The 18,055-nt window shown below is 68.7% G+C and carries 20 protein-coding genes; 15 read left to right on the top strand and 5 right to left on the bottom strand.

Going from position 1 to position 18,055, the window contains the following annotated elements; all coding sequences use genetic code 11:
- Position 1: 1 nt before the first annotated feature.
- Complete coding sequence (locus tag CGZ93_RS15115) at positions 2 to 598, bottom strand: bifunctional 4-hydroxy-2-oxoglutarate aldolase/2-dehydro-3-deoxy-phosphogluconate aldolase (RefSeq protein WP_094364986.1); 597 nt, start codon at positions 596 to 598, stop codon at positions 2 to 4.
- The gene (locus CGZ93_RS15120) at positions 595 to 1,602 is read right to left on the bottom strand and encodes a sugar kinase (protein ID WP_094364987.1); all 1,008 of its coding nucleotides are present in this window, start codon (positions 1,600 to 1,602) and stop codon (positions 595 to 597) included. The genes CGZ93_RS15115 and CGZ93_RS15120 overlap by 4 nt, the downstream gene beginning before the upstream one ends.
- A 77-nt stretch (positions 1,603 to 1,679) precedes the next feature.
- Between CGZ93_RS15120 and CGZ93_RS15125 the strand changes: the two genes are divergently transcribed.
- A complete protein-coding gene (locus CGZ93_RS15125; protein ID WP_141211242.1) occupies positions 1,680 to 2,987 on the top strand; it encodes a hypothetical protein in 1,308 nt (435 codons plus the stop codon).
- 65 nt (positions 2,988 to 3,052) lie between these two features.
- Positions 3,053 to 3,304 (top strand): DUF6458 family protein, encoded by a 252-nt coding sequence (locus tag CGZ93_RS15130; RefSeq protein WP_094364989.1) that lies wholly within the window; start codon positions 3,053 to 3,055, stop codon positions 3,302 to 3,304.
- A gap of 73 nt (positions 3,305 to 3,377) precedes the next feature.
- On the opposite strand, the gene CGZ93_RS15135 is transcribed toward CGZ93_RS15130, so the two are convergent.
- The gene (locus CGZ93_RS15135; RefSeq protein WP_094364990.1) at positions 3,378 to 3,962 is read right to left on the bottom strand and encodes a DoxX family protein; all 585 of its coding nucleotides are present in this window, start codon (positions 3,960 to 3,962) and stop codon (positions 3,378 to 3,380) included.
- Positions 3,963 to 4,277: 315 nt separating this feature from the next.
- Between CGZ93_RS15135 and CGZ93_RS15140 the strand changes: the two genes are divergently transcribed.
- Positions 4,278 to 5,111, top strand: coding sequence for an SDR family NAD(P)-dependent oxidoreductase (locus tag CGZ93_RS15140; protein ID WP_094364991.1), 834 nt, complete (start codon positions 4,278 to 4,280; stop codon positions 5,109 to 5,111).
- Positions 5,112 to 5,117: 6 nt separating this feature from the next.
- On the opposite strand, the gene CGZ93_RS15145 is transcribed toward CGZ93_RS15140, so the two are convergent.
- Positions 5,118 to 5,750 (bottom strand): IclR family transcriptional regulator, encoded by a 633-nt coding sequence (locus tag CGZ93_RS15145; protein WP_171197727.1) that lies wholly within the window; start codon positions 5,748 to 5,750, stop codon positions 5,118 to 5,120.
- Positions 5,747 to 6,853, bottom strand: a complete 1,107-nt coding sequence (locus CGZ93_RS15150; protein ID WP_176451798.1) for an FAD-dependent monooxygenase — start codon at positions 6,851 to 6,853, stop codon at positions 5,747 to 5,749. The genes CGZ93_RS15145 and CGZ93_RS15150 overlap by 4 nt, the downstream gene beginning before the upstream one ends.
- 217 nt (positions 6,854 to 7,070) lie before the next feature.
- On the opposite strand from CGZ93_RS15150, the gene CGZ93_RS15155 reads away from it, so the two are divergent.
- The 12 genes from CGZ93_RS15155 (at position 7,071) to CGZ93_RS15210 (ending at position 18,018) form a co-directional block, all read left to right on the top strand.
- The gene (locus CGZ93_RS15155; protein ID WP_094364994.1) at positions 7,071 to 8,048 is read left to right on the top strand and encodes an ABC transporter substrate-binding protein; all 978 of its coding nucleotides are present in this window, start codon (positions 7,071 to 7,073) and stop codon (positions 8,046 to 8,048) included.
- Positions 8,049 to 8,079: 31 nt separating this feature from the next.
- Entirely contained in the window at positions 8,080 to 8,868 is a 789-nt protein-coding gene (locus CGZ93_RS15160) for an ABC transporter permease (protein ID WP_094364995.1), read from the top strand.
- Positions 8,865 to 9,788, top strand: a complete 924-nt coding sequence (locus tag CGZ93_RS15165) for an ABC transporter permease (RefSeq protein WP_229117500.1) — start codon at positions 8,865 to 8,867, stop codon at positions 9,786 to 9,788. Before CGZ93_RS15160 ends, CGZ93_RS15165 begins: the two co-directional genes overlap by 4 nt.
- Positions 9,781 to 10,614 (top strand): ABC transporter ATP-binding protein, encoded by an 834-nt coding sequence (locus CGZ93_RS15170; RefSeq protein ID WP_094364996.1) that lies wholly within the window; start codon positions 9,781 to 9,783, stop codon positions 10,612 to 10,614. The genes CGZ93_RS15165 and CGZ93_RS15170 overlap by 8 nt, the downstream gene beginning before the upstream one ends.
- Entirely contained in the window at positions 10,611 to 11,405 is a 795-nt protein-coding gene (locus CGZ93_RS15175; protein ID WP_094364997.1) for an aspartate dehydrogenase domain-containing protein, read from the top strand. Before CGZ93_RS15170 ends, CGZ93_RS15175 begins: the two co-directional genes overlap by 4 nt.
- Positions 11,406 to 11,490: 85 nt before the next feature.
- On the top strand, positions 11,491 to 13,059 hold the full coding sequence (locus CGZ93_RS15180) for an aldehyde dehydrogenase (RefSeq protein ID WP_094364998.1): 1,569 nt from the start codon (positions 11,491 to 11,493) through the stop codon (positions 13,057 to 13,059).
- Positions 13,060 to 13,092: 33 nt separating this feature from the next.
- Complete coding sequence (locus tag CGZ93_RS15185; RefSeq protein ID WP_094364999.1) at positions 13,093 to 13,626, top strand: cupin domain-containing protein; 534 nt, start codon at positions 13,093 to 13,095, stop codon at positions 13,624 to 13,626.
- A gap of 32 nt (positions 13,627 to 13,658) precedes the next feature.
- Complete coding sequence (locus tag CGZ93_RS15190) at positions 13,659 to 14,642, top strand: PDR/VanB family oxidoreductase (protein ID WP_094365000.1); 984 nt, start codon at positions 13,659 to 13,661, stop codon at positions 14,640 to 14,642.
- A gap of 26 nt (positions 14,643 to 14,668) precedes the next feature.
- Complete coding sequence (locus CGZ93_RS15195; RefSeq protein WP_094365001.1) at positions 14,669 to 15,676, top strand: VOC family protein; 1,008 nt, start codon at positions 14,669 to 14,671, stop codon at positions 15,674 to 15,676.
- A 2-nt stretch (positions 15,677 to 15,678) separates the two neighbouring features.
- Positions 15,679 to 16,476, top strand: a complete 798-nt coding sequence (locus tag CGZ93_RS15200; RefSeq protein WP_229117501.1) for an alpha/beta fold hydrolase — start codon at positions 15,679 to 15,681, stop codon at positions 16,474 to 16,476.
- Positions 16,469 to 17,218 (top strand): SDR family oxidoreductase, encoded by a 750-nt coding sequence (locus tag CGZ93_RS15205; RefSeq protein ID WP_094365002.1) that lies wholly within the window; start codon positions 16,469 to 16,471, stop codon positions 17,216 to 17,218. Before CGZ93_RS15200 ends, CGZ93_RS15205 begins: the two co-directional genes overlap by 8 nt.
- An 8-nt stretch (positions 17,219 to 17,226) precedes the next feature.
- Positions 17,227 to 18,018 carry an SDR family oxidoreductase gene (locus tag CGZ93_RS15210; protein ID WP_094365003.1) on the top strand — a complete coding sequence of 264 codons (792 nt, stop codon included), beginning with the start codon at positions 17,227 to 17,229 and terminating at the stop codon, positions 18,016 to 18,018.
- The last annotated feature ends 37 nt before the right edge of the window (positions 18,019 to 18,055 follow it).

The raw sequence follows: 18,055 nt of genomic DNA on the forward strand, positions 1-18,055 counted from the left end.
ATCACCGACCGATCAGCTGGGCCAGTTGGGGGAGCTGCGCCTCGTCCTCCAACGCCGATCCGACGGCCACGCAGCGCACGCCGGCATCCAGGAACTCCTTGGCGTTGTGGGCGTTCATGCCGCCGGTGGCCACGAAGTTGACTCGCGGGAACGGTCCGCCCATGGCAGGGAAGAACTCCTTGCCGAGCAGGCTGGCCGGGAAGGCCTTCAGCCAGGTGCACCCCAATCGGATGGCCTGCTGCACCTCGCTGGCGGTGGCCACTCCGGGCAGGTGGGGTACGCCGAGTCGTTCGGACTCGGCGACCACATCGGCGTCCAGTCCCGGGGCGACGGTGAACGCCACACCGAGCTCCTCGCACAACCCGACCTGGTCCATCGTGGTCACGGTGCCGGCACCGACCGGGCGGCCCTCTTCCTGGGCCGCGGCGAGCACCGCTTCCAGTGACGGCACCGCATCGGGAGTCTGGATCGGCACCTCCACCAGGGAAATGCCCAGCTGCCAGGCGGTGCGGCTCAACCGCACACTGCGGTCGGGATCCATGTTGCGCAGGATCGCCATGATCGGCTGATCCTTGAACAGTTCGTCCAGGTTGGTCACCGGGTTTCCTTCCCTCGTAGGAGTTCTGCGTCGTCCAGGGCCGCGGGGCCAACGGTGAGCCGGTCCCAGCCTGCCCCGGTGTCGGCCAGTTCCCAGAGGACCGACCGGTCGGGCAGCGGCGGTGCGTCTGCGGTGGACTGGATGGTCAACGCCGCCAGCAGGTGCCCCAACCGAAGCCGCACCTGCGGCGTACGCCCGCTCAGCAGCGCGGCCAGATAGCCGGCCGCGAACGCGTCACCGGCACCCACCACGTCGACGATGTCCAACTTCAGCGCGGGTTGGAACACGGTTTCGGTGTCGTCGAGGTGCCAGGCGCCCACGTCGGCGTCCTTGACCACGATGGTGCGGGCCCCGGGCAGTTCGTTGCGAACCTGTTCGGCGGTGGTACACCCCCACAGCCGTTCGGCCTCGTCCAGGCCCACCAGGACCACATCGGCCAGGTCGGCCAGTCGCCCGAGCGGCTCCGCTGCCTGGTCCGCCGACCACAGGGCCGGGCGATGGTTGACGTCGAAGCTGATCGGAGTCCTGCCCAGTTCGCGTCTGGCGAGCAGCCCCTCTGCCAACTCGGCCAGGGAATCCGAGAGCACCGGGTTGATTCCGCTCAGGTGGATCAGCGCGGGTGTACCAAGGCCGCCCAGCACCTCAGCGCCCATCGCCGCGGCCGCGGACCCGCGCCGGTAGTAGTGCACCACGGAGCGTCCGTCGACCCGGTCCTTGAACATGACGCCCGTCGGTCGGGCGGGGTCCACCTCGACGCGGTCGGTGCCGATTCCTCGTGAGCGCAGGAAACCCAGGATCCGTTGACCCATCGGGTCGGCTCCCACGCGGCTGAGCCACTCCACGTCGACGCCCAGGTGGGCGAGCCCGCAGGCGACGTTTCCCTCCGCGCCGGCCACGTGCAACTCGACCGAGTCGGCCTGCGACAGCGACGATCCCGCCGGGGGAGTCAGCAGGGTCATCGATTCGCCGATGCAGATCGCCGGACCCCGTGCTGTGCTCGCCATCGCTCTCGCCCGCTCCTCGATGGCCGCGTTCGGTATGCCAGCGGCCGTCGGCCCCATCGTAACGTTACCGTTGGCGGGTGAGAGCGATGCGGTGGCTGCTGGTGCCGGTGCTGGCCGCGCTGCTCAGCGGGTGCCTCGGGGCGGATCGCCGCACGGCTCCGGATGAGCTTGCGGGCTGGTTGCGGGCCGATCCCGCGGTCGCGTCGGCGGAGGTCCGACACCGTGAGTGGATGATGGACACCAGGTCCTCGCCGCGCGATGGGGTGGGCACTGCACAGTTGCGCTCCGGAGCAGACCTGCCCGAGTTCGCCTCCCGCCTGCAGGCGTACCTCACCGAACACCGGTCCGATTGGCAGCGAGTCGCCCTGGTCGTGACCGAGCAGTCCGGGCACGGGGTCGAGTTGGGTCTGGACTCCGCGGTGAACCAACGCCGGATCGACGCCCTGACTCGTTGGCGCACCGACCGCCGGGTGGAGAGTCTGGTCCTCGAGACCGAGAAGAGCAGCGTACGCCTGCGCCGCGGTGCGGATCTGCTGCCGCTGGCCGGGCAGTTGCTGCAGGATCCGGTGGTGCGCGAGGCCCGCCGCGGCTCGGAGCGGCCGGGGATCCTCGCCCTGGAGGGGCCCGAACAGGTGGCCAGCTTTCTCGTCGACGCCGAGCCCGAGCGGTTGAGCCCGCTGCTCGCGGCCCTGCGGCCGTTTCGCCCGGCCCGGATCGAGATCGAGGCGGTGTTGGCGGAGCGGCCCAGGGTGAAGGTACTGCTGGGGTCGGCCGATCTGCCCGGTGCGGCCAGGGCAGCGTCGGCGAACTCCACCCCCGCCGAGGTCACCCTTGAACACGACGGGCTGACCGTGGTGGGCGCAGACGCAACAACCCTGGCCGGTGTCGATCTGGCTCGGCGCGCTCGCCAGCTGCCCGGCGTGCGGGGCGTACGCCTGACCCGGGATGGGCTGTATCTGACGCTCGCGCCCGAGCGGTTCGCGGAAGCCGGGCAGCGAATCGCCACAGATCCTGATGCCGGTCGGATTGCCCGCGTCGAGCTCGCCCACGACAGGAACCTGGTCAACCTCCCACCCGCTCAGCTCGAACGGCCAGCAGCCGTCGTGCAGCTGCTCCTGGCGGACGCGTCCCGGCCCGAACTGCGTTGGACCGAACGGGAAGTGACCCTCATCCTGTCCGATCCCGACCTGGCCGGATGGCGAAGGATGGCGCGGGTCCTCCGTGAGCATCCTGGGCAGGGTGAGCAGACGTACTCCGTGGTGAACCGGGCGGACGGCGGATCGGTGCGGTTCACTTCCACCAGCAGCGGACGGGCGAATCCGACGACCCCTCCGGGCGGCCCGGGGCAAGCGATTCTGGACATGTGGGACTGCACGGCTGGCTGATTCGTCAACAGGCATATGTTTACAATCTGCCGTGGGCCCGCCGCTGGCCCGGAACAGGAGTCGACATGCGTGCTGCCCGAATTGGTGGACCCATCGCTCTGATCGTGATCGGCCTGGTGCTGGCCCTTGCCGTCCGGGACGCGATCAACGGGATCGACCTGGCGATGATCGGCTGGATCGCCGCGGGGGCCGGAGCCATCTGGCTGATCCTCGAGATCGTGCTGAACCGCCCGCGGTCTCGGACCCGCGAGGTGCACGACATCCGCGGCGCCGGCGGCGTCGGTGAGCGTCGCGAGGTCTATCGCGACGACATCTGATCGACCTCTTCAACGACGAGAGCGCCCCGGAGCCAAGGCTCCGGGGCGCTCCCAATTCGCGGGCAGGTTCGGCTCAGACGGCGCGCTTCTCCGCCCGGCGCTCCGCTCGGGTCTTGGCCCGGCCTCGACCGATCAGGTAATCGATCGAGTAGCGACCGGCTCCGGTGAACACCAGCGGCAGGGTGAGGAACACATACAGCAGGGCGGACTCGCCGTTGATCCCGCCGGTCTTCGGATCCATCCAGGCCTGCAGGATGAACATCAGCACCCAGACGAATGCCATCATCAGCGCTTCGAAGAACCCGGCCAGCCGGGTGAACAGCCCCAGCGCGATCAGGATCGGCAGAGCGATCTGGCCCGCGACGATCATGAGAGCAAAGACGTCAGGAGCGATCGCGCCGAACTGGTTCTTGGCCACAGTGTCGCGGAAACCGGAGTATCCCTGGGCCTTGTGGATGCCGTGCATGACCATGATGATCGGCAGCACGCGCAGCAGCAGCAGGCCAAAGTCGGTCCAGCGCCGGTTCTTGGTCCTGGCCAGCTCGAGATCGATCAGTGAGCGCCGGTGGGTCTCCGCGTGCTCGGCCCGCAGCCGGTCGTTCTCCTTGCCCAGTGCGGTTCCCTTGGACTCCCGTCCGGTGCCGTCGGTGCTCTTCACCGTGTCCACCTTGGATGCTCCCGCCGCACCCCCGGCGGCCGTCGACGGGCTGCGGGTGGTGCCCCCGCTGGTGGCGCGGGTGTCGCCTCTGCGCCGCTCGGAAGTGTGCGGCGAGGCGCTCTGCTCGGTTGCCCCGGCTGCGCCCTCTCCCCCCTGTGATTCCGTTTCGGTTGCCACTGGACGTCCTTCCTCGAGGGCAAGCACACTGCCGCGATCGTGTTGCTGCTGACAGGTCAACACTCGGCCCACCCATCAGGGGTGTCAAGCAACCTCGCCGCAAGGGGTTTCGCTCTTAACGGCGTCCAATCTGGGCCGATGACGAAGTCGCAGTCCCAAACCGCCACGACCGGCTCCCGCGGGGTTCTGGTGACCGGTGCCTCCCGTGGGGTGGGGGCTGCGACGGCGTACGCCTTCGCCGCGCGGGGCGACCGGGTGCTGGTCCACTTCCACCGCAATGAGCAGGCCGCCACAGAAGTGCTGGCGGGGCTGCCGGGGGATGGGCACGGCCTTTTCGCGGCCGACCTCGCCGACCCGGACCAGGCCCCGGCGCTGACCGATGCGGCGGTGCGTGTGCTGGGTCGGATCGACGTGCTGGTGAACAATGCGGCCATGATCGTTGCCCCGGAACCCGGCTCCGGCGGTTCGCGGCGCGGTACCCACGAACTGGAGACGACCAGCTATCAGGACTGGACCAGGATCTGGCAGCAGACCGTCGCCACCAACCTGCTCGGCCCGGCCAACCTGACCTGGTGCGTGGCCCGGCAGATGATCGAGGTGCCCCCCGCGGCCGGGGTACCGGTCGGCCGGATCGTCAACACCGGTTCGCGTGGCGCCTATCGAGGTGAGCCGGACATCCCCGCATACGGCGCCGCCAAGGCCGGCCTGCACGCGTTCGGGCAGTCGATGGCCCAGCGCCTGGCCCCGCACGGTATCGCCGTGACCACGGTCGCGCCGGGCTTCATCGACACCGAGATGGCCGGCTATGCCCTCGACGACGACCGCGCCGCAGGCACCCGGGCGCAGAGTCCGTTCAACAGGATCGCCACCACCGAAGAGATCGCGGCCGCCATCGTGATGTTGGCCGAGCCTCAACTGGAGTGGGCCTCCGGTGCCGTGCTCGACCTGAACGGGGCCAGTCACCTGCGGTGAGCGGGTTCAGCCGAGTTGGGCGGCGATCGACGCCGCGGCCTCGTGCAGCTGACCTTCGATCCCCTCCGCAACGGCGTCGACGGTGGCCTGCGGTCCGGCAACACTGATCGCGGCGACCGATGCGCCGTGCCGCAGGATCGGCGCAGCGGCCGCGCCGACCCCGGCCTCCAGGCCCGAGCGACTCCACTCGAGCGGGGTGCCGTTCAGCAGGACCCGGCCCGGAGCGGTCTGCTGTGCCGGGGCCCGGCTCCCCACCCCGATGTGACTGACCAGCGGGGATGCCGGCAGGTGCTGTTGCAGATAGACAACGTCCGGCCCGTCGAGAGCCACCAGATAGGTGGAAAGACCGAGTGCGGCGGCGACCCCCGGCAGGATCCGCGCCGCGGCGGAGGCCAGATCCGACTCTCCCAGGACTGCGGCGGACAGGCGCAGCATCCGCGGCGCGAAGCGCAGTGCGCCCGCGGCGTCCTGCTCCAGGATTCCCGCAGCGTTGAAGGTGGCCAGCAACCGACCCAGGGTGGCTCGGTTGATGCCCGTCTCCCGGGCGGCCTCGCTCAGGTTGGCCGCGCTGCCGCCGGCGGCCAACCACTCCAGCAGGTCCAACCCGCGCAGCACCGGGGTGACAAGCTGCGCGCTCACAGCGGGGCCGTCCACGCGTCGTAGCCGTAGACCCAGTCGGCGTTCCCGCCCTCGCGCAACCAGGCGTTGCCCCGGGACCCCACCTGGATCCGCGCGGTCCGCTCCAGCCGGGCCAGCTGATAGCGCTGCAAGGCCTCCGGCGCGTCGAACCGCTGCAGGGCCCGGGCCAGCACCACCGCATCCTCGATGGCCTGCCCGGCCCCCTGGGCCATGAACGGCATCATCGGATGACAGGCGTCGCCGAGCAACGTGGCTCGATCGTTTCCCCAACGGGACAACGGATCGCGGACGTGCAGGGCCGAGATCAGAACTTCATCGCAGGCGTCCAGCAGGGCGCGCGCCTCCGGGTGGAAGTCGGCGTACGCGGAGCGCAACTCTTCGATCCGGCCGGGCGTGGTCCAGGACTCTTCGGTCCAGTTGGAGCGTGGGACGGTGGCGAAGATGAACGTCTCCTCGCCCCGGGTGAGCGGAAAGGTGACGATCTGCACCGCGGGGTCGTTGCCCCACCATTTGGTGAAGCAGTCCAGATCCGCGATCCCGGCGAGCCGGTCGGTCGGCACCACCGCGCGATAGGCGACCACGCCGGTGAAGGTGGGGTGTTCGGCCCCGAACAGCGCGGTGCGCACGGCCGAGTGGATCCCGTCGGCGCCGATCAGCACGTCGGTTCGGTGCCGCTCGCCGTTGGTGAACGTGAGCGTCTGGCCCGCAGCCTCCGAGTCGACACGGTGGAGCCGGTGCGCCAGGCGTACGCCCGGCCCGACTGCCCGCTCCAGCACGCTCAGCAGGTCGCCGCGGTGCAGGGTCAGCTGCGGCGCGCCGTACGCCTGCTCGGCCGCCTCAGACATCGGCAGGCGAGAGGTCTCCTCTCCGGTGTATCCGTCGCGGCTGATCCGGAACCGGGGTCGGGCCGCGGCCTGGCGCAGCTCCTCGCCCACGCCGAGACGGTCCAGCGCGCGCACGGCGTTCGGTGTCAGGTTGATGTCTGCACCGACCCGGGTGAACGCCTTCGCCTGTTCGAAAACGGTGCAGTCGAGGCCCACCTCCTGCAGTGCCAGGGCGAGCACCAGTCCGCCGATGCCTCCGCCGTTGACCGCGATGTCCATCAGCGTCTCCGTTCAAAACAGTGCGATAAGCACAGATCTGAACACTGATCGGGGCGTCCGTCAACTTGTGTCGCCGGTCTCGTGTCCGGATTGAAAAAGTCGTGGCACACCCCTTGATTCTCAGGCCGATGGTCCGCACAATAACTTTCAAGCAAAATGTTGAGCGCTAAGACATTGGGGTCCGGAGCCCCGGCGCTCCCCAGGGTGGAGGACTCCTATGAAGAAGTTGACGACCATGGTGGTGGCGGCAGCCGCGGCGCTCGCGCTGGGCCTGACCGGTTGTGGCGGCGGCGGGTCCAACGCCGCCCCCGGTTCCGCCGGTGGAGGCAAGCTCGAGAAGACCGAGCTCAAGGTCGGTTCGCTGCCGCTGGCCGATTATGCGGCCCTCTATTGGGCCAAGGACAAGGGATTCTTCAACAAGGAGGGCCTCAACGTCGAGATCGTGGCCGTCCAGGGCGGCCCGGTCGGTATTCAGAAGGTCGCCTCGGGCGAGCTGGACATGACCAACTCCACCCCGTTCGGCACCTCGATGGCCGCCAACTCCGGCCTGCCGATCAAGTCGGTCGTGCTCACCAGCTCACTGGCCGACAAGGGCCTCGGCGTGTTCGTCAAGCCGGAGTCGCCGATCAAGTCGATGGCCGACCTCAACGGCAAGAGCCTGGGCATCAACACCACTCGCAACATGGGCGACATCACGTTCAACAACCTGGCCAAGTCCAAGGGGTTGGACGTGAAGCCGAACTGGGTCGAGGTGCCGTTCCCAGAGATGATCAAGGGCGTGCAGGCCGGCTCGATCGAGGCCGGATACCTGCCGGAGCCGTTCGCCTCCGCTGCGCGCAACGCCGGCCTCCGCCAGATCGCTGACCTGACCGAGGGCCCGAACAAGGGCCTCGCCGGCTCCGACTATGTCGCCAGCGACAAATTCGTCAAGTCCAACCCAAACACCGCGGCCGCCTTCGCGCGGGCGATGTACGCCGCCGGCGCCGACCTGAACGCCAACGAGGCGGCCGAGCGGGAGTGGCTCCCCGGGGTGGCCAAGCTCGACCCGAAGGTGGCCCAGAACATGCCGCTGCCGAAGTACTACGACTCGTTCAAGATGGCCGACTACGTCAAGGCGGTCGACATCCTCAAGCAGCAGGGTCTGGTGAAGCCCGACTACAAGCCGGAGGACCGCGTCTTCCAGCCGGGTAAGTGATTCCGGCGCCACTTGGTGAAGGAGGACCACGATGAACCTGCTGCGCGAGCCCTACAGCCGCAACAGGCAGATCGTCTTGGGCGTGGTCGGGGTGATCGGTTCGGCGGCGGTCGCCGAGTTGCTCCTGCGCACGGTGATCACCAAGCCGGGGCTGCCCATCCCTTCCCAGGTTCTCGGTGGCGCGGTTGCACTGTTCAGTGATCCGGAGTTCTGGGCCGCGGTCGGGTTCACCCTCGCCGAGTGGATGCTCGGGCTGGTCCTCGCCTCGATCGGCGGGGTGCTGCTCGGTGGCGCGATGGGCGCAAGCCGGATGGTGATGATCGCCTTCGAGCTGCCGGTGGAGTGCTTCCGGGTGCTTCCATCGATCGCCCTCGGTCCCATCCTGGTGCTGCTGCTCGGCTCGGGCATGCTGCCGCTGTCCATCACCGTGGCCCTTGCCTGCGTCTGGCCAATCCTGCTGAACACCATGTACGGCGTCCGCTCGACCGACACCACAGCTGTCCAGACCGCCCGATCCTTCGGCGTCTCCGACCTTGGCATCCTGCGTCGGGTCACCCTGCCAGCCGCGCTCCCGTTCGCCTTCACCGGCATTCGGATCGCCGCCTCGATCGGGCTCATCGTCGCCGTCTCCGCCGAGCTTCTGATCGGGTCGGGCACCGGGATCGGCGGCTACATCCTGCAGAACAGTGCCAACGCGGCCAACCTGGACATGGTGTACGCCGCAACCCTGGTCGCCGGGCTCCTCGGCGTGGCGGTGAGTCTGTTGATGGCGGCCCTCGACAACGGTGTCTTCGGTTGGAAGAAGGGACTCGCCCAGTGACCTCGATCAACCCCGGGCCGGCCGCCGTCGACCACGAGGTGGGTTCGGTCGCCGATACCGAGGCCCAGGCCGACGGTGCCGTCGGCAGCACCCGCAAGCAGCGCAGGCAGCGCGCCGGAAGCCCGTCGCTGCCGGTGCGGATCGGGCTGCGGCTGATCGTCCCGATCATCATTCTCGTTGCCTGGTACGCCTTGTCCCAGTCTGATGCGGGTGGTCTGTTCGTGCCCACCCCGCTGGACGCGTTCGCGAAGTGTGCCGAGATGTTCCTCAGTGCCGAGCCCGCGAAGCTGTTCCTGGGTGAGGCCACGTGGACCCACTTCCTGCCCAGCGTTGGGCGCGCACTGGCCGGTCTCGCACTGGCGATCGTGATCGGCGTGGGCGTGGGCATCCTGCTCGGCATCTTCCCGCTGCTCACCGCGCTGTTCCAGCCGCTGATCCACCTCGGCCGCTCGCTGCCGAGCCCGGCCCTTCTCGGGGTGTTCTTCTTCCTGTTCGGGATCGGGGCCAGCCCCAAGATCTTCCTGATCGCGTTCAGCGTCGTGTGGCCGATCCTGTTCAACACGATGGACGGGGTGAAGTCGGTCGGTGAGACGCGCTCCCAGGCGGCCGCCATCTTCCGCATCCCTGCCCGGATCGTGCTGACTCACATCGTGCTGCCTGGCGCTGCGCCGAAGATCTTCGCCGGAATTCGCACGGCGATGGCGATGTCGCTGATCCTGATGATCATCTCCGAGCTGCAGAAGTCGGAGAACGGGCTGGGCTATCTGCTCATCTCCACGCAACGCAACTTCGACTACGCCGGGTTCTGGGCGGTGCTGATCGTGCTGGCGCTGCTTGGTGTGGTGATGAATTTCCTCTTCCTGATGATCGAGCGCCGGGTCTTGGCCTGGCACCGAGGAGCGACGGCACAGAATGACTGAGACAACGAAACCCGCAACCGGCGCCGATGGCCCGGAGCTGCCCGAGCTGCAGCTCGACCAGATCTCCAAGCGCTACGGCGACAACCTGGCGGTGCGTAGCATCACCTGCTCCGTGCCGGCTCACAAGGTGAGCGTGATCGTCGGCCCTTCGGGCTGTGGAAAGTCCACCCTGCTTCGGATCATCAGTGGTCTCGACAACCCGACCGAGGGCGCGGTCTCGTTCGAGGGGACGCCGGTCAACGGCGTACCCGAAGGCCTGGCCATGGTGTTCCAGGACTATTCGCGCTCCCTCTATCCCTGGCTGCGGGTGGACAAGAACATCGCCTTTCCGCTGAGTCGGCTGACCGCAGCCGAGCGGGACCAGCGGGTCGCCGAGGCGATCGAGGCCGTCGGCCTGAAGGGCAGGGAAAAGCTGTACCCGTGGCAGATGTCGGGCGGAATGCAGCAGCGCGTCGCGATCGCTCGCGCCCTTGCGTCGCACCCGAAGCTGCTGCTGATGGACGAGCCGTACGCCTCGGTGGACGCCCAGACCCGGGCTGACCTGGAGGATCTGCTGCTGAAGATCCAGCGCCAGCTCGGCATCACGGTGCTCGTGGTCACCCACGACATCGACGAGTCGGTCTATCTGGCCGACCACATCATCGTGCTGTCCACGCCGCCGAGTGTCGTCGCCGAGACGATCGAGGTCGACCTGCCGCACCCCCGGGACCACTTCAGGACCAAAACCGATCCGAGGTTCGTTGAGATCCGTGGGCACGTCACCCAGCTGCTGCGCCACACCCAGCTGAGTGGTGGTTCCTCGACCGCGCAGAGCCAGTCGGCATGAGCGAGTCGCTGCGGGTGGTCATCGTCGGCCACGGGGTGATCGGTTCCACGGTGGCCGCGCGAGTGGCCACCGGCGAGGTCGTCGGCGCCGAGCTTGTCGCCGTGGTGAACCGCTCCCCGGTCGCAAACCCGCCCGCCCAGCAGCTCGACCTGCCCGCGGCGCTGAAGGGGGCCGACCTCGTCGTGGAGTGCGCCGGGCAGCCGGTGGTGCACGAGATCGTCGACCAGGTGGTGTCCGCCGGGGTGGATCTGCTGGTCACCTCGGTCGGAGCGCTGCTGGATCCGGAGCTGTCCGGACGGCTCCCGCAGCTCGGCCCGGGTCGAGTGCTGGCCACGCACGGCGCCGTCGGCGGGCTCGACCTGCTCGCCGCCGCCAGTCGTGGCGGCGGGTTCGAGTCGGTGCTGATGCGAACCACGAAGCAGCCTGGGGCGCTGATCAGGCAGTGGATGGAACCCGAGCAGATCGAACTACTGCGAACCGCGACGGAGCCGGTCCTGGTCTTCTCCGGTACGCCGAACGAGGCCGTCGCCCTGTTTCCCGAATCGCTCAACATCGTGGCGGGGGTGGCCACTGCGATCGGCAGCGTGGAACCGTTGCGGGTGGAGCTGTACGCCGACCCGGCGGCCACGATGAGCACCCACCGGATCCAGGCCCGCGCCCAGCTGGGGGAGTACCTGTTCGAGGTGCGCAACTTCCCCAGCCGGGACAACCCGCGCAGCAGTGCGATCACCCCGTTCTCCGTGCTGCACAGCATCTCCGGGCTCACGCAACATCCACCAGCGGTGCTCTGATTCGACCGAAAAAGGTTCACCGAAACCTTGACGGAAAGTATCTTAGCGCTCAGACTTATTCCATACCGAAAGCGAGGCACAGCCGATGGACACCGAGCTCGCCACCCCCGCGGCCGCCGTCCGCGCGAAGGCCGGCCCCGGCAGCGGCGTCGGTCGTGACCTGCTGCGGGACGAGATCCTCGTGGCCGGGCAGTGGCGCCGGGGCACGGGGGCGATGATCGAGTCGGTCGATCCGGCGACCGGTGAGGTGTTCGCCACCCTCACCGGAGCCACCGAGCAGGACGTAGACCTGGCCGTGCGTGAGGGACTGCGTGCGGTCACCGAGTCGGGCTGGACCGAGTTGCTGCCGCACGAGCGGGCCGCCGTACTGCGGCGCATCGGTGACGCCGTCGAGGCGCACCAGGACGAGATCGCCGCTCTGCAGACCCTCGACACCGGCAAGACCCTCGGCGAGACCCGCGCGCTCGCCCAGAGTGCCGCAGGGACCTTCCGCTACGTCGCGGCCGCACTGGAGACGCTTGAGGACGCGATCACCCCGCAAAGGGGAAGCGCACTCACCGTGTCCATCTGGGAGCCGATGGGGGTGGTCGGGGCGATCACCCCGTGGAACTCCCCGATCGCCTCGGACGCCCAGAAGATTGCCCCCGCGCTCGCTGCCGGGAACGCGGTGGTCGCCAAACCGCCCGTCTGGGCGCCGTGGGTCACGCTCTATCTGGCCCGTCTCGCGGAACAGGCGGGTCTGCCCACGGGGTTGTTGTCGGTGCTGCCGGGGCCCGGGCGTACCGTCGGGGAAGCCCTCGTCGCGCACCCCCAGGTCAGCAAGATCACCTTCACCGGTGGAACTTCCACCGGACGGCACCTGGCCGGCGTCGCGGCGAACAAGCTGATGCCGGTCACCCTCGAGCTGGGAGGCAAGTCACCGACGATCGTGTTCGACGACGCGGACCTGACCCAGACCGTGGCCGGCCTGCTCTATGGGATCTTCTCCTCCAGTGGGCAGAGCTGCATCGCCGGCTCGCGGATCTTCGTGCAGCGAGGTGTGCACGACGAACTGGTACGCCGGCTGGTTGCCACGACCCGTGGCCTTCGGGTCGGGCCGGGAACCGATCCGCGCACCCAGGTGGCGCCGCTGATCACGCACAGCCATCGCGACGCCGTGGCGCGGATGGTGGCCGACGCCGTGGCCGACGGGGCCGAGGTGCTGGTCGGCGGGGAGGTGCCGAGCGATCCGGCGCTGGCCGCCGGGGCCTACTATCTGCCAACAATTCTCACAGGCGTGGACAACGCGGCCACCATCTGCCAGGAGGAGGTGTTCGGACCGGTCGCGGTGCTGCTGCCGTTCGACACCGAGGAGGACCTGATCGCCCAGGCAAACGACACCGTGTTCGGCCTGGCCAGCGGCATCTGGACCCGCGACCACGCCCGCGCGTGGCGAGTGGCCCGCAGCATCCAGGCTGGCACCGTCTATGTCAACACCTATAAGCAGTTCTCCATCTCCACCCCGTTCACCGCGCGCAAGTTGAGCGGTGTCGGGGTGGAGAAGGGCCGCGAGGGGATCCGGTCCTACATGCACCAGAAGTCCATCTATGTCGACCTCACGGGACAGCCGTTGCCGTGGGCCGCTGAGCAGGCCAGGGCCGTCTCCGACGACTGACCCGACACCGAACCGCAACCGGGAGAGGAAACCATGACCAAGCAGACCGACACCCCCACCACCAACGAACCCGTGGACCTTGATCAGCTGATCGACTCCTGCATCGCCAGCCGCGATTCTCGCTATGAGGATTGGGACGCGCTTGGCTTCCAGGCGAACGCGGGGGGCGACCGGTTCCGCCGGGCGCAGATCCGCTACCTGGGTTCCGGCGCGACCGGCAACTTCGACAACGACAACCGGATCATCCCGTCGAACAACTTCACCTTCTCGAACATGCGGCTGCCGGCCGGCGCCGTGGGTCCGGAGCACACCCACCACGACGTGGAGGAGGCGTTCTTCGTGCTCGAGGGGGAGCTCGAGGTATCGGTGCACGACGTCGAGGACGGTCACAAGAAGGCCACCCGACGGCTCGGCTACCGTGACCTGATCGTGGTGCCGGCCGGGGTGCCCCGCAGCCTGGCCAACGTGGGCGACAGTGACGCGCTGTTCTGCGTGATCATCGGCACCCGCAAGCCGCAGCTGCCGACCTATCCGCCGAGCTCGGAGATGTACGGCGTGACCCGCTGACACACCGACGACCAGAGGCCCAAGGAGGCGAGATGGAGACCCAGACCGGTGGTGAGCGACGCACCCTGCGGGTGCACCAGAAGCGGTGGGAGGCCGCCGGGATCACCAGCATCACGCTGGTCGACCCGGCCGGCGCGTCCCTGCCCACCTGGCAGCCCGGGGCGCATCTCGCCCTGCACCTGCCGAACGGGTTGGTCCGCGAATATTCGCTGTGTTCGGACCCCGCCGACACGAGTCAGTGGACGGTGGCGGTGCTGCGCACCAGCGACTCGCGCGGCGGCAGCAGCCACATCCACGAACAGCTGCCGATCGGAGTGGAGCTGGAGGTCGACGGCCCGCGCAACGCCTTCCGGCTGGAGTCCGCGGTGGACGGGGAGGAGCCGAAGCACCACCTGATCGCCGGGGGGATCGGGATCACCCCGATCGTCGCCATGGCGCGTGAGCTGCAGTCGCGGGGAGCCGAGTGGTCGCTGCTGTACACGGGTCGTACCCGGGCCCAGATGGCCTTCCTGACAGAAATCCAGGCGCTCCCGAGTGAACGGGTGCACCTGCACGTCGACGACGAGGCGGGCCGGTTCCCTGACCTGGTGGAGATGCTGAAGTCCCAGGACCCGCGCACGATCGTCTACTGCTGCGGCCCCGGGCCGTTGATGGACGCCGTCGAGGCGGCCATGCCGGTTCCGGCCAACCTGCGGTTGGAGCGGTTCAAGGCCCCGGAGCGGGTCGTCGACCCGGACGCCGAGGCCGACCGTGGCTTCGACGTGGTCCTGAACAGCAGCGGTCAACGGGTGTCCGTGGCCGCCGACGAGTCCATCCTGGACGCGCTCGATCAGGCGGGAGTGCCGGTCCCGTCCTCATGCCTGGAAGGGATCTGCGGCACCTGTGAGACTGGGGTGCTCTCGGGTGAGATCGAGCACCGCGACTTCCTGCTCACCGACGAGGAGAAGGAGTCGGGCCAGACCATGTGCATCTGCGTGTCCCGGTGCCGCGGGGCCGAGTTGGTGCTCGACCTGTGAGGACCGAACAGATCGGAAGGGGAGAGATGCGATACAGCGATGAGCCGGTGGTCCGGCTGCGCGGGCTCCGTTCGGTGACGCTCCGGGTCCCGGAACCCGAGCGCTCGAAGGACTTCTATCACCAGGTGTGGGGGCTCGGGGTCAGCGACTCCGACGACCAACGGTTCTGGCTGCGGGGCACCGGCCAGGAGCACCACATCCTCAAGCTGGAGGCATCCGAGCAGAACGCCCTCGGCGGGGTCAGCTTCGCCGTCGGCACCCCGTCCGAGGTCGACGAGGCCGCCCGCCGGCTCGAGGCCCTCGGCATCCCGCTGCTGCGTACGCCCGGGCGCCACGACGAAGCGGCCGGCGGCTATTCCTGTGCCCTGGTTGACCCAGAGGGCCGCGTGATCGAGTTGGCCGCCGACGTCAACGCCGTTGTCCACCAGGACGTCAACGGATACGCCAGCGTGCCCCGCCAGCTCGCGCATGTGGTGCTGAACACCACCGACATTGACACGGCGACCGCCTTCTATACCCAGGTGCTGGGGATGCGCGTCTCCGACTGGTCGGAACACCAGATGGCGTTCCTGCGGTGCACCCCGAAGCACCACGTGATCGCCTTCAACCAGGCGCCGTGGGCGTCGATCAACCACGTGGCCTACGAGCTGACCTCGATCGATCACTTCATGCGGGGGATCGGAAACCTCAAGGTGCACGGGATCGAGCCGAAGTGGGGCCCGGGTCGGCACGGACCCGGCAACAACACGTTCTCCTACTTCACCGACCCCGCCGGTCTGGTCTGCGAGTACACCTCCGAGGTGGAGGAGATCAACGAGGACACCTGGTTGTGTCGCACCTGGCGGCGCACGCCGGAGCTGTCGGACCAGTGGCGCACCGCCGGTCCGCCGAGCGCGGGAGTGCGTTCAGCCATGGCAGGCGTGGCGGACCCCGGCGCCCGGGGGCTGGTGAACGCCGAAACCGACTATTTCCTGGCCGCCGACAACGGGGACGCCGAAACCCCCGAGCAGCGGGCCGCGAGCGGACGGTTCTGACCGTGCCCGTCCAGCGACTCCAGCTGCCCAACGGCACCAGTGTGCTCGCCGCGCTCCCCGAGGGTACGCCGCGACGCCAGGTGCTGCTGCTGCACGGGATCGGTGGAAACGCGCACTCCTGCGAGGCTGCCGCCGACCTGTTGTCCGCGCGGGGGGTCGCGGCCTATTCGTGGGATGCACCCGGCTATGGCGAGTCGGCGGACCCGAGCGGAGAGACCGACCTGGTGGTGCAGGTGGTGCAGACGCTGGACCAGCTCGGGCTGGATCGGGTCGACCTGTTCGGAACCTCCTGGGGTGGGGTGATCGCCGCCCAGGTGGCCCATCGGCATTCTCGGCGACTGCGCTCGCTGATCCTGGCCGACTCCACCCGCGGCTTGGCCGTGAACCCCGAGAAGGCGCAGGCGATGCGTGAGCGAGTTTCCTTGCTGGACAGACTGGGGTCCGACGCGTTCGCCGCCAGCAGGGCACCGCGCCTGGTGTCGCCGCAGGCAGGGGCGGACATCCGCGAGCGGGTGCGTGCGGAAATGACGCGCGTCCGTCCCGTCGGAAACACCATGGCAGCAGAGTTCATGGCCGACGCGGACAACACCGACCTGCTGCGGCAGCTCGAGTTGCCCACCCTGGTTGTGGTGGGTGCCGACGACGTGGTCACCGGAGTGCCGGAGTCGGAGTTGTTGGCCGAGCTGGTGCCAGGGGCGCGTTTCGAGGTGCTGCCGGATGCCGGGCACAGTGCCGTCACGGAGCGCCCAGAGGCGATGGTCGCGGTGATGACTCGATTCTGGGAGGAGATCGATGACTGAGCAGACCTCACGCCTGGTGGTCGTCACCGGCGGCGCCCGCGGACTGGGCAGGGCGATCGCGGAGGCGTTCACCACCGATCGGGTGGTGATCGGAGACCTTCGTCACCAGCTCGCCGAGCAGACCGCAGCCGAGCTGCGCGAGTGGGGTCAGGACGTGACCGCCCTCGCCCTGGACATCGCCGACGTCGACTCGGTGCGCGAGTTCGCCGCAAAGGTTGCCGAACTCGGCGGTGCCGACGTATTGGTGAACAACGCGGCCAAGGCCGACGGGGTCGGCGGCGACACCTTCTGGGAGCTGGACGAGGCCGCCTTCGAGCAGGTGCTGCGCATCAACGCCTTCGGCACTTGGCTGGTCAGCAAGCACCTGGTTGGCCCGATGCTGACACGCGGAAGTGGCGTGATCGTCAACGTGGCATCGGATGTCGCCTACTACGGGTCGCCGCGACTGGTGCACTACGTCGGGTCCAAGGGCGCAGTGCTCGCGATGACCCGCTCCATGGCCCGCGACGCCGGCCCGCACGGGGTGCGGGTCAACGCGGTGGCCCCGGGGCTCACCCGGATCGAGGCGACCGAGAACGTGCCGGCCGACCGCTACGCGCTCTATCGCGACAACCGTGCCCTGCCGCGGGAGCAGGTGCCCGCCGACGTCGCATCGACCGTCTTCTTCCTGGCCTCCGAGGCGGCCAGCTATCTCACCGGACAGTCCATCGTCGTCGACGGTGGCTTCGTGATGCCGACCTAGGAGGCACGATGGATCTTCAGCTCGACGGCCGCACGGTGCTGGTCACCGGCGCCAGCTCCGGCGTCGGTCTGGCCACCACCTCGATGCTGCTGGCCGAGGGCGCACGGGTGATCGCCTGTGCCCGGGACGAGGCGCGGCTGCGGGCCGCGGTGTCCGAGCTGCCGGGATCGAAGCGGGCGTACCCGCTGGTCTGTGATGTGACGCTGCGCGAGCAGGTGGAATCCGCGGTGGAGCAAGGAATGTCCCGCTTCGGCGGAATCGATGGGGTGGTCTGCAACGCCGGGAGATCCCTGATGTCGACCCTCAGTGACGCCACCGACGATGAGATCCGCCAGGAACTGGAGCTCAAGGTGTTCGGTGCCTGGAACGTGATCCGCGCTGCCCGCGCCGCCCTGGCCCGCTCCGAGGTTGCGGCCGTGGTGAACGTGAACGCGATCCTGGCCAGGCAGCCCGAGACCCGGCTGGCCGTCACCTCCGCTGCGCGGGCGGCGCTGCTCAACCTCACCCGATCGATGGCCGCGGAGCTCGCCGAGGAAGGGATCCGGGTCAACTCGGTGTGTCTCGGCCTGATCGACACCGGGCAGTGGCGCCGCCGGTTCCAGGCGTACACCGAGGGCGGCGGCGAGCTGGACTACCCGGACTGGAGCGCCGAGATCGCGGCGGACCGCGGGATCTCCCTGGGCCGCTTCGGACGGGCCGAGGAGGTCGCGTACCCGATCGTCTCACTGCTGTCACCACGGGCGGGATACATCACCGGCGCCAGCATCGACGTGGGCGGCGGAGTGACCAGGCAGCCATGACGACGACCCCGAGAACGGCAGAACAGCAAGGAGATTC

This window comes from Enemella dayhoffiae, assembly GCF_002250625.1.
Lineage (GTDB): Bacteria > Actinomycetota > Actinomycetes > Propionibacteriales > Propionibacteriaceae > Enemella > Enemella dayhoffiae.

What these genes read in the sequence shown, in the direction of transcription:
- CGZ93_RS15120 (WP_094364987.1), bottom strand. Translation starts at nt 1,602, where the DNA reads ATGGCGAGCACAGCACGGGGTCCGGCGATCTGCATCGGCGAATCGATG.
- CGZ93_RS15130 (WP_094364989.1), top strand. Translation starts at nt 3,053, where the DNA reads ATGCGTGCTGCCCGAATTGGTGGACCCATCGCTCTGATCGTGATCGGC.
- CGZ93_RS15140 (WP_094364991.1), top strand. Translation starts at nt 4,278, where the DNA reads ATGACGAAGTCGCAGTCCCAAACCGCCACGACCGGCTCCCGCGGGGTT.
- CGZ93_RS15150 (WP_176451798.1), bottom strand. Translation starts at nt 6,853, where the DNA reads ATGGACATCGCGGTCAACGGCGGAGGCATCGGCGGACTGGTGCTCGCC.
- CGZ93_RS15155 (WP_094364994.1), top strand. Translation starts at nt 7,071, where the DNA reads ATGAAGAAGTTGACGACCATGGTGGTGGCGGCAGCCGCGGCGCTCGCG.
- CGZ93_RS15160 (WP_094364995.1), top strand. Translation starts at nt 8,080, where the DNA reads ATGAACCTGCTGCGCGAGCCCTACAGCCGCAACAGGCAGATCGTCTTG.
- CGZ93_RS15170 (WP_094364996.1), top strand. Translation starts at nt 9,781, where the DNA reads ATGACTGAGACAACGAAACCCGCAACCGGCGCCGATGGCCCGGAGCTG.
- CGZ93_RS15175 (WP_094364997.1), top strand. Translation starts at nt 10,611, where the DNA reads ATGAGCGAGTCGCTGCGGGTGGTCATCGTCGGCCACGGGGTGATCGGT.
- CGZ93_RS15180 (WP_094364998.1), top strand. Translation starts at nt 11,491, where the DNA reads ATGGACACCGAGCTCGCCACCCCCGCGGCCGCCGTCCGCGCGAAGGCC.
- CGZ93_RS15185 (WP_094364999.1), top strand. Translation starts at nt 13,093, where the DNA reads ATGACCAAGCAGACCGACACCCCCACCACCAACGAACCCGTGGACCTT.
- CGZ93_RS15190 (WP_094365000.1), top strand. Translation starts at nt 13,659, where the DNA reads ATGGAGACCCAGACCGGTGGTGAGCGACGCACCCTGCGGGTGCACCAG.
- CGZ93_RS15195 (WP_094365001.1), top strand. Translation starts at nt 14,669, where the DNA reads ATGCGATACAGCGATGAGCCGGTGGTCCGGCTGCGCGGGCTCCGTTCG.
- CGZ93_RS15205 (WP_094365002.1), top strand. Translation starts at nt 16,469, where the DNA reads ATGACTGAGCAGACCTCACGCCTGGTGGTCGTCACCGGCGGCGCCCGC.
- CGZ93_RS15210 (WP_094365003.1), top strand. Translation starts at nt 17,227, where the DNA reads ATGGATCTTCAGCTCGACGGCCGCACGGTGCTGGTCACCGGCGCCAGC.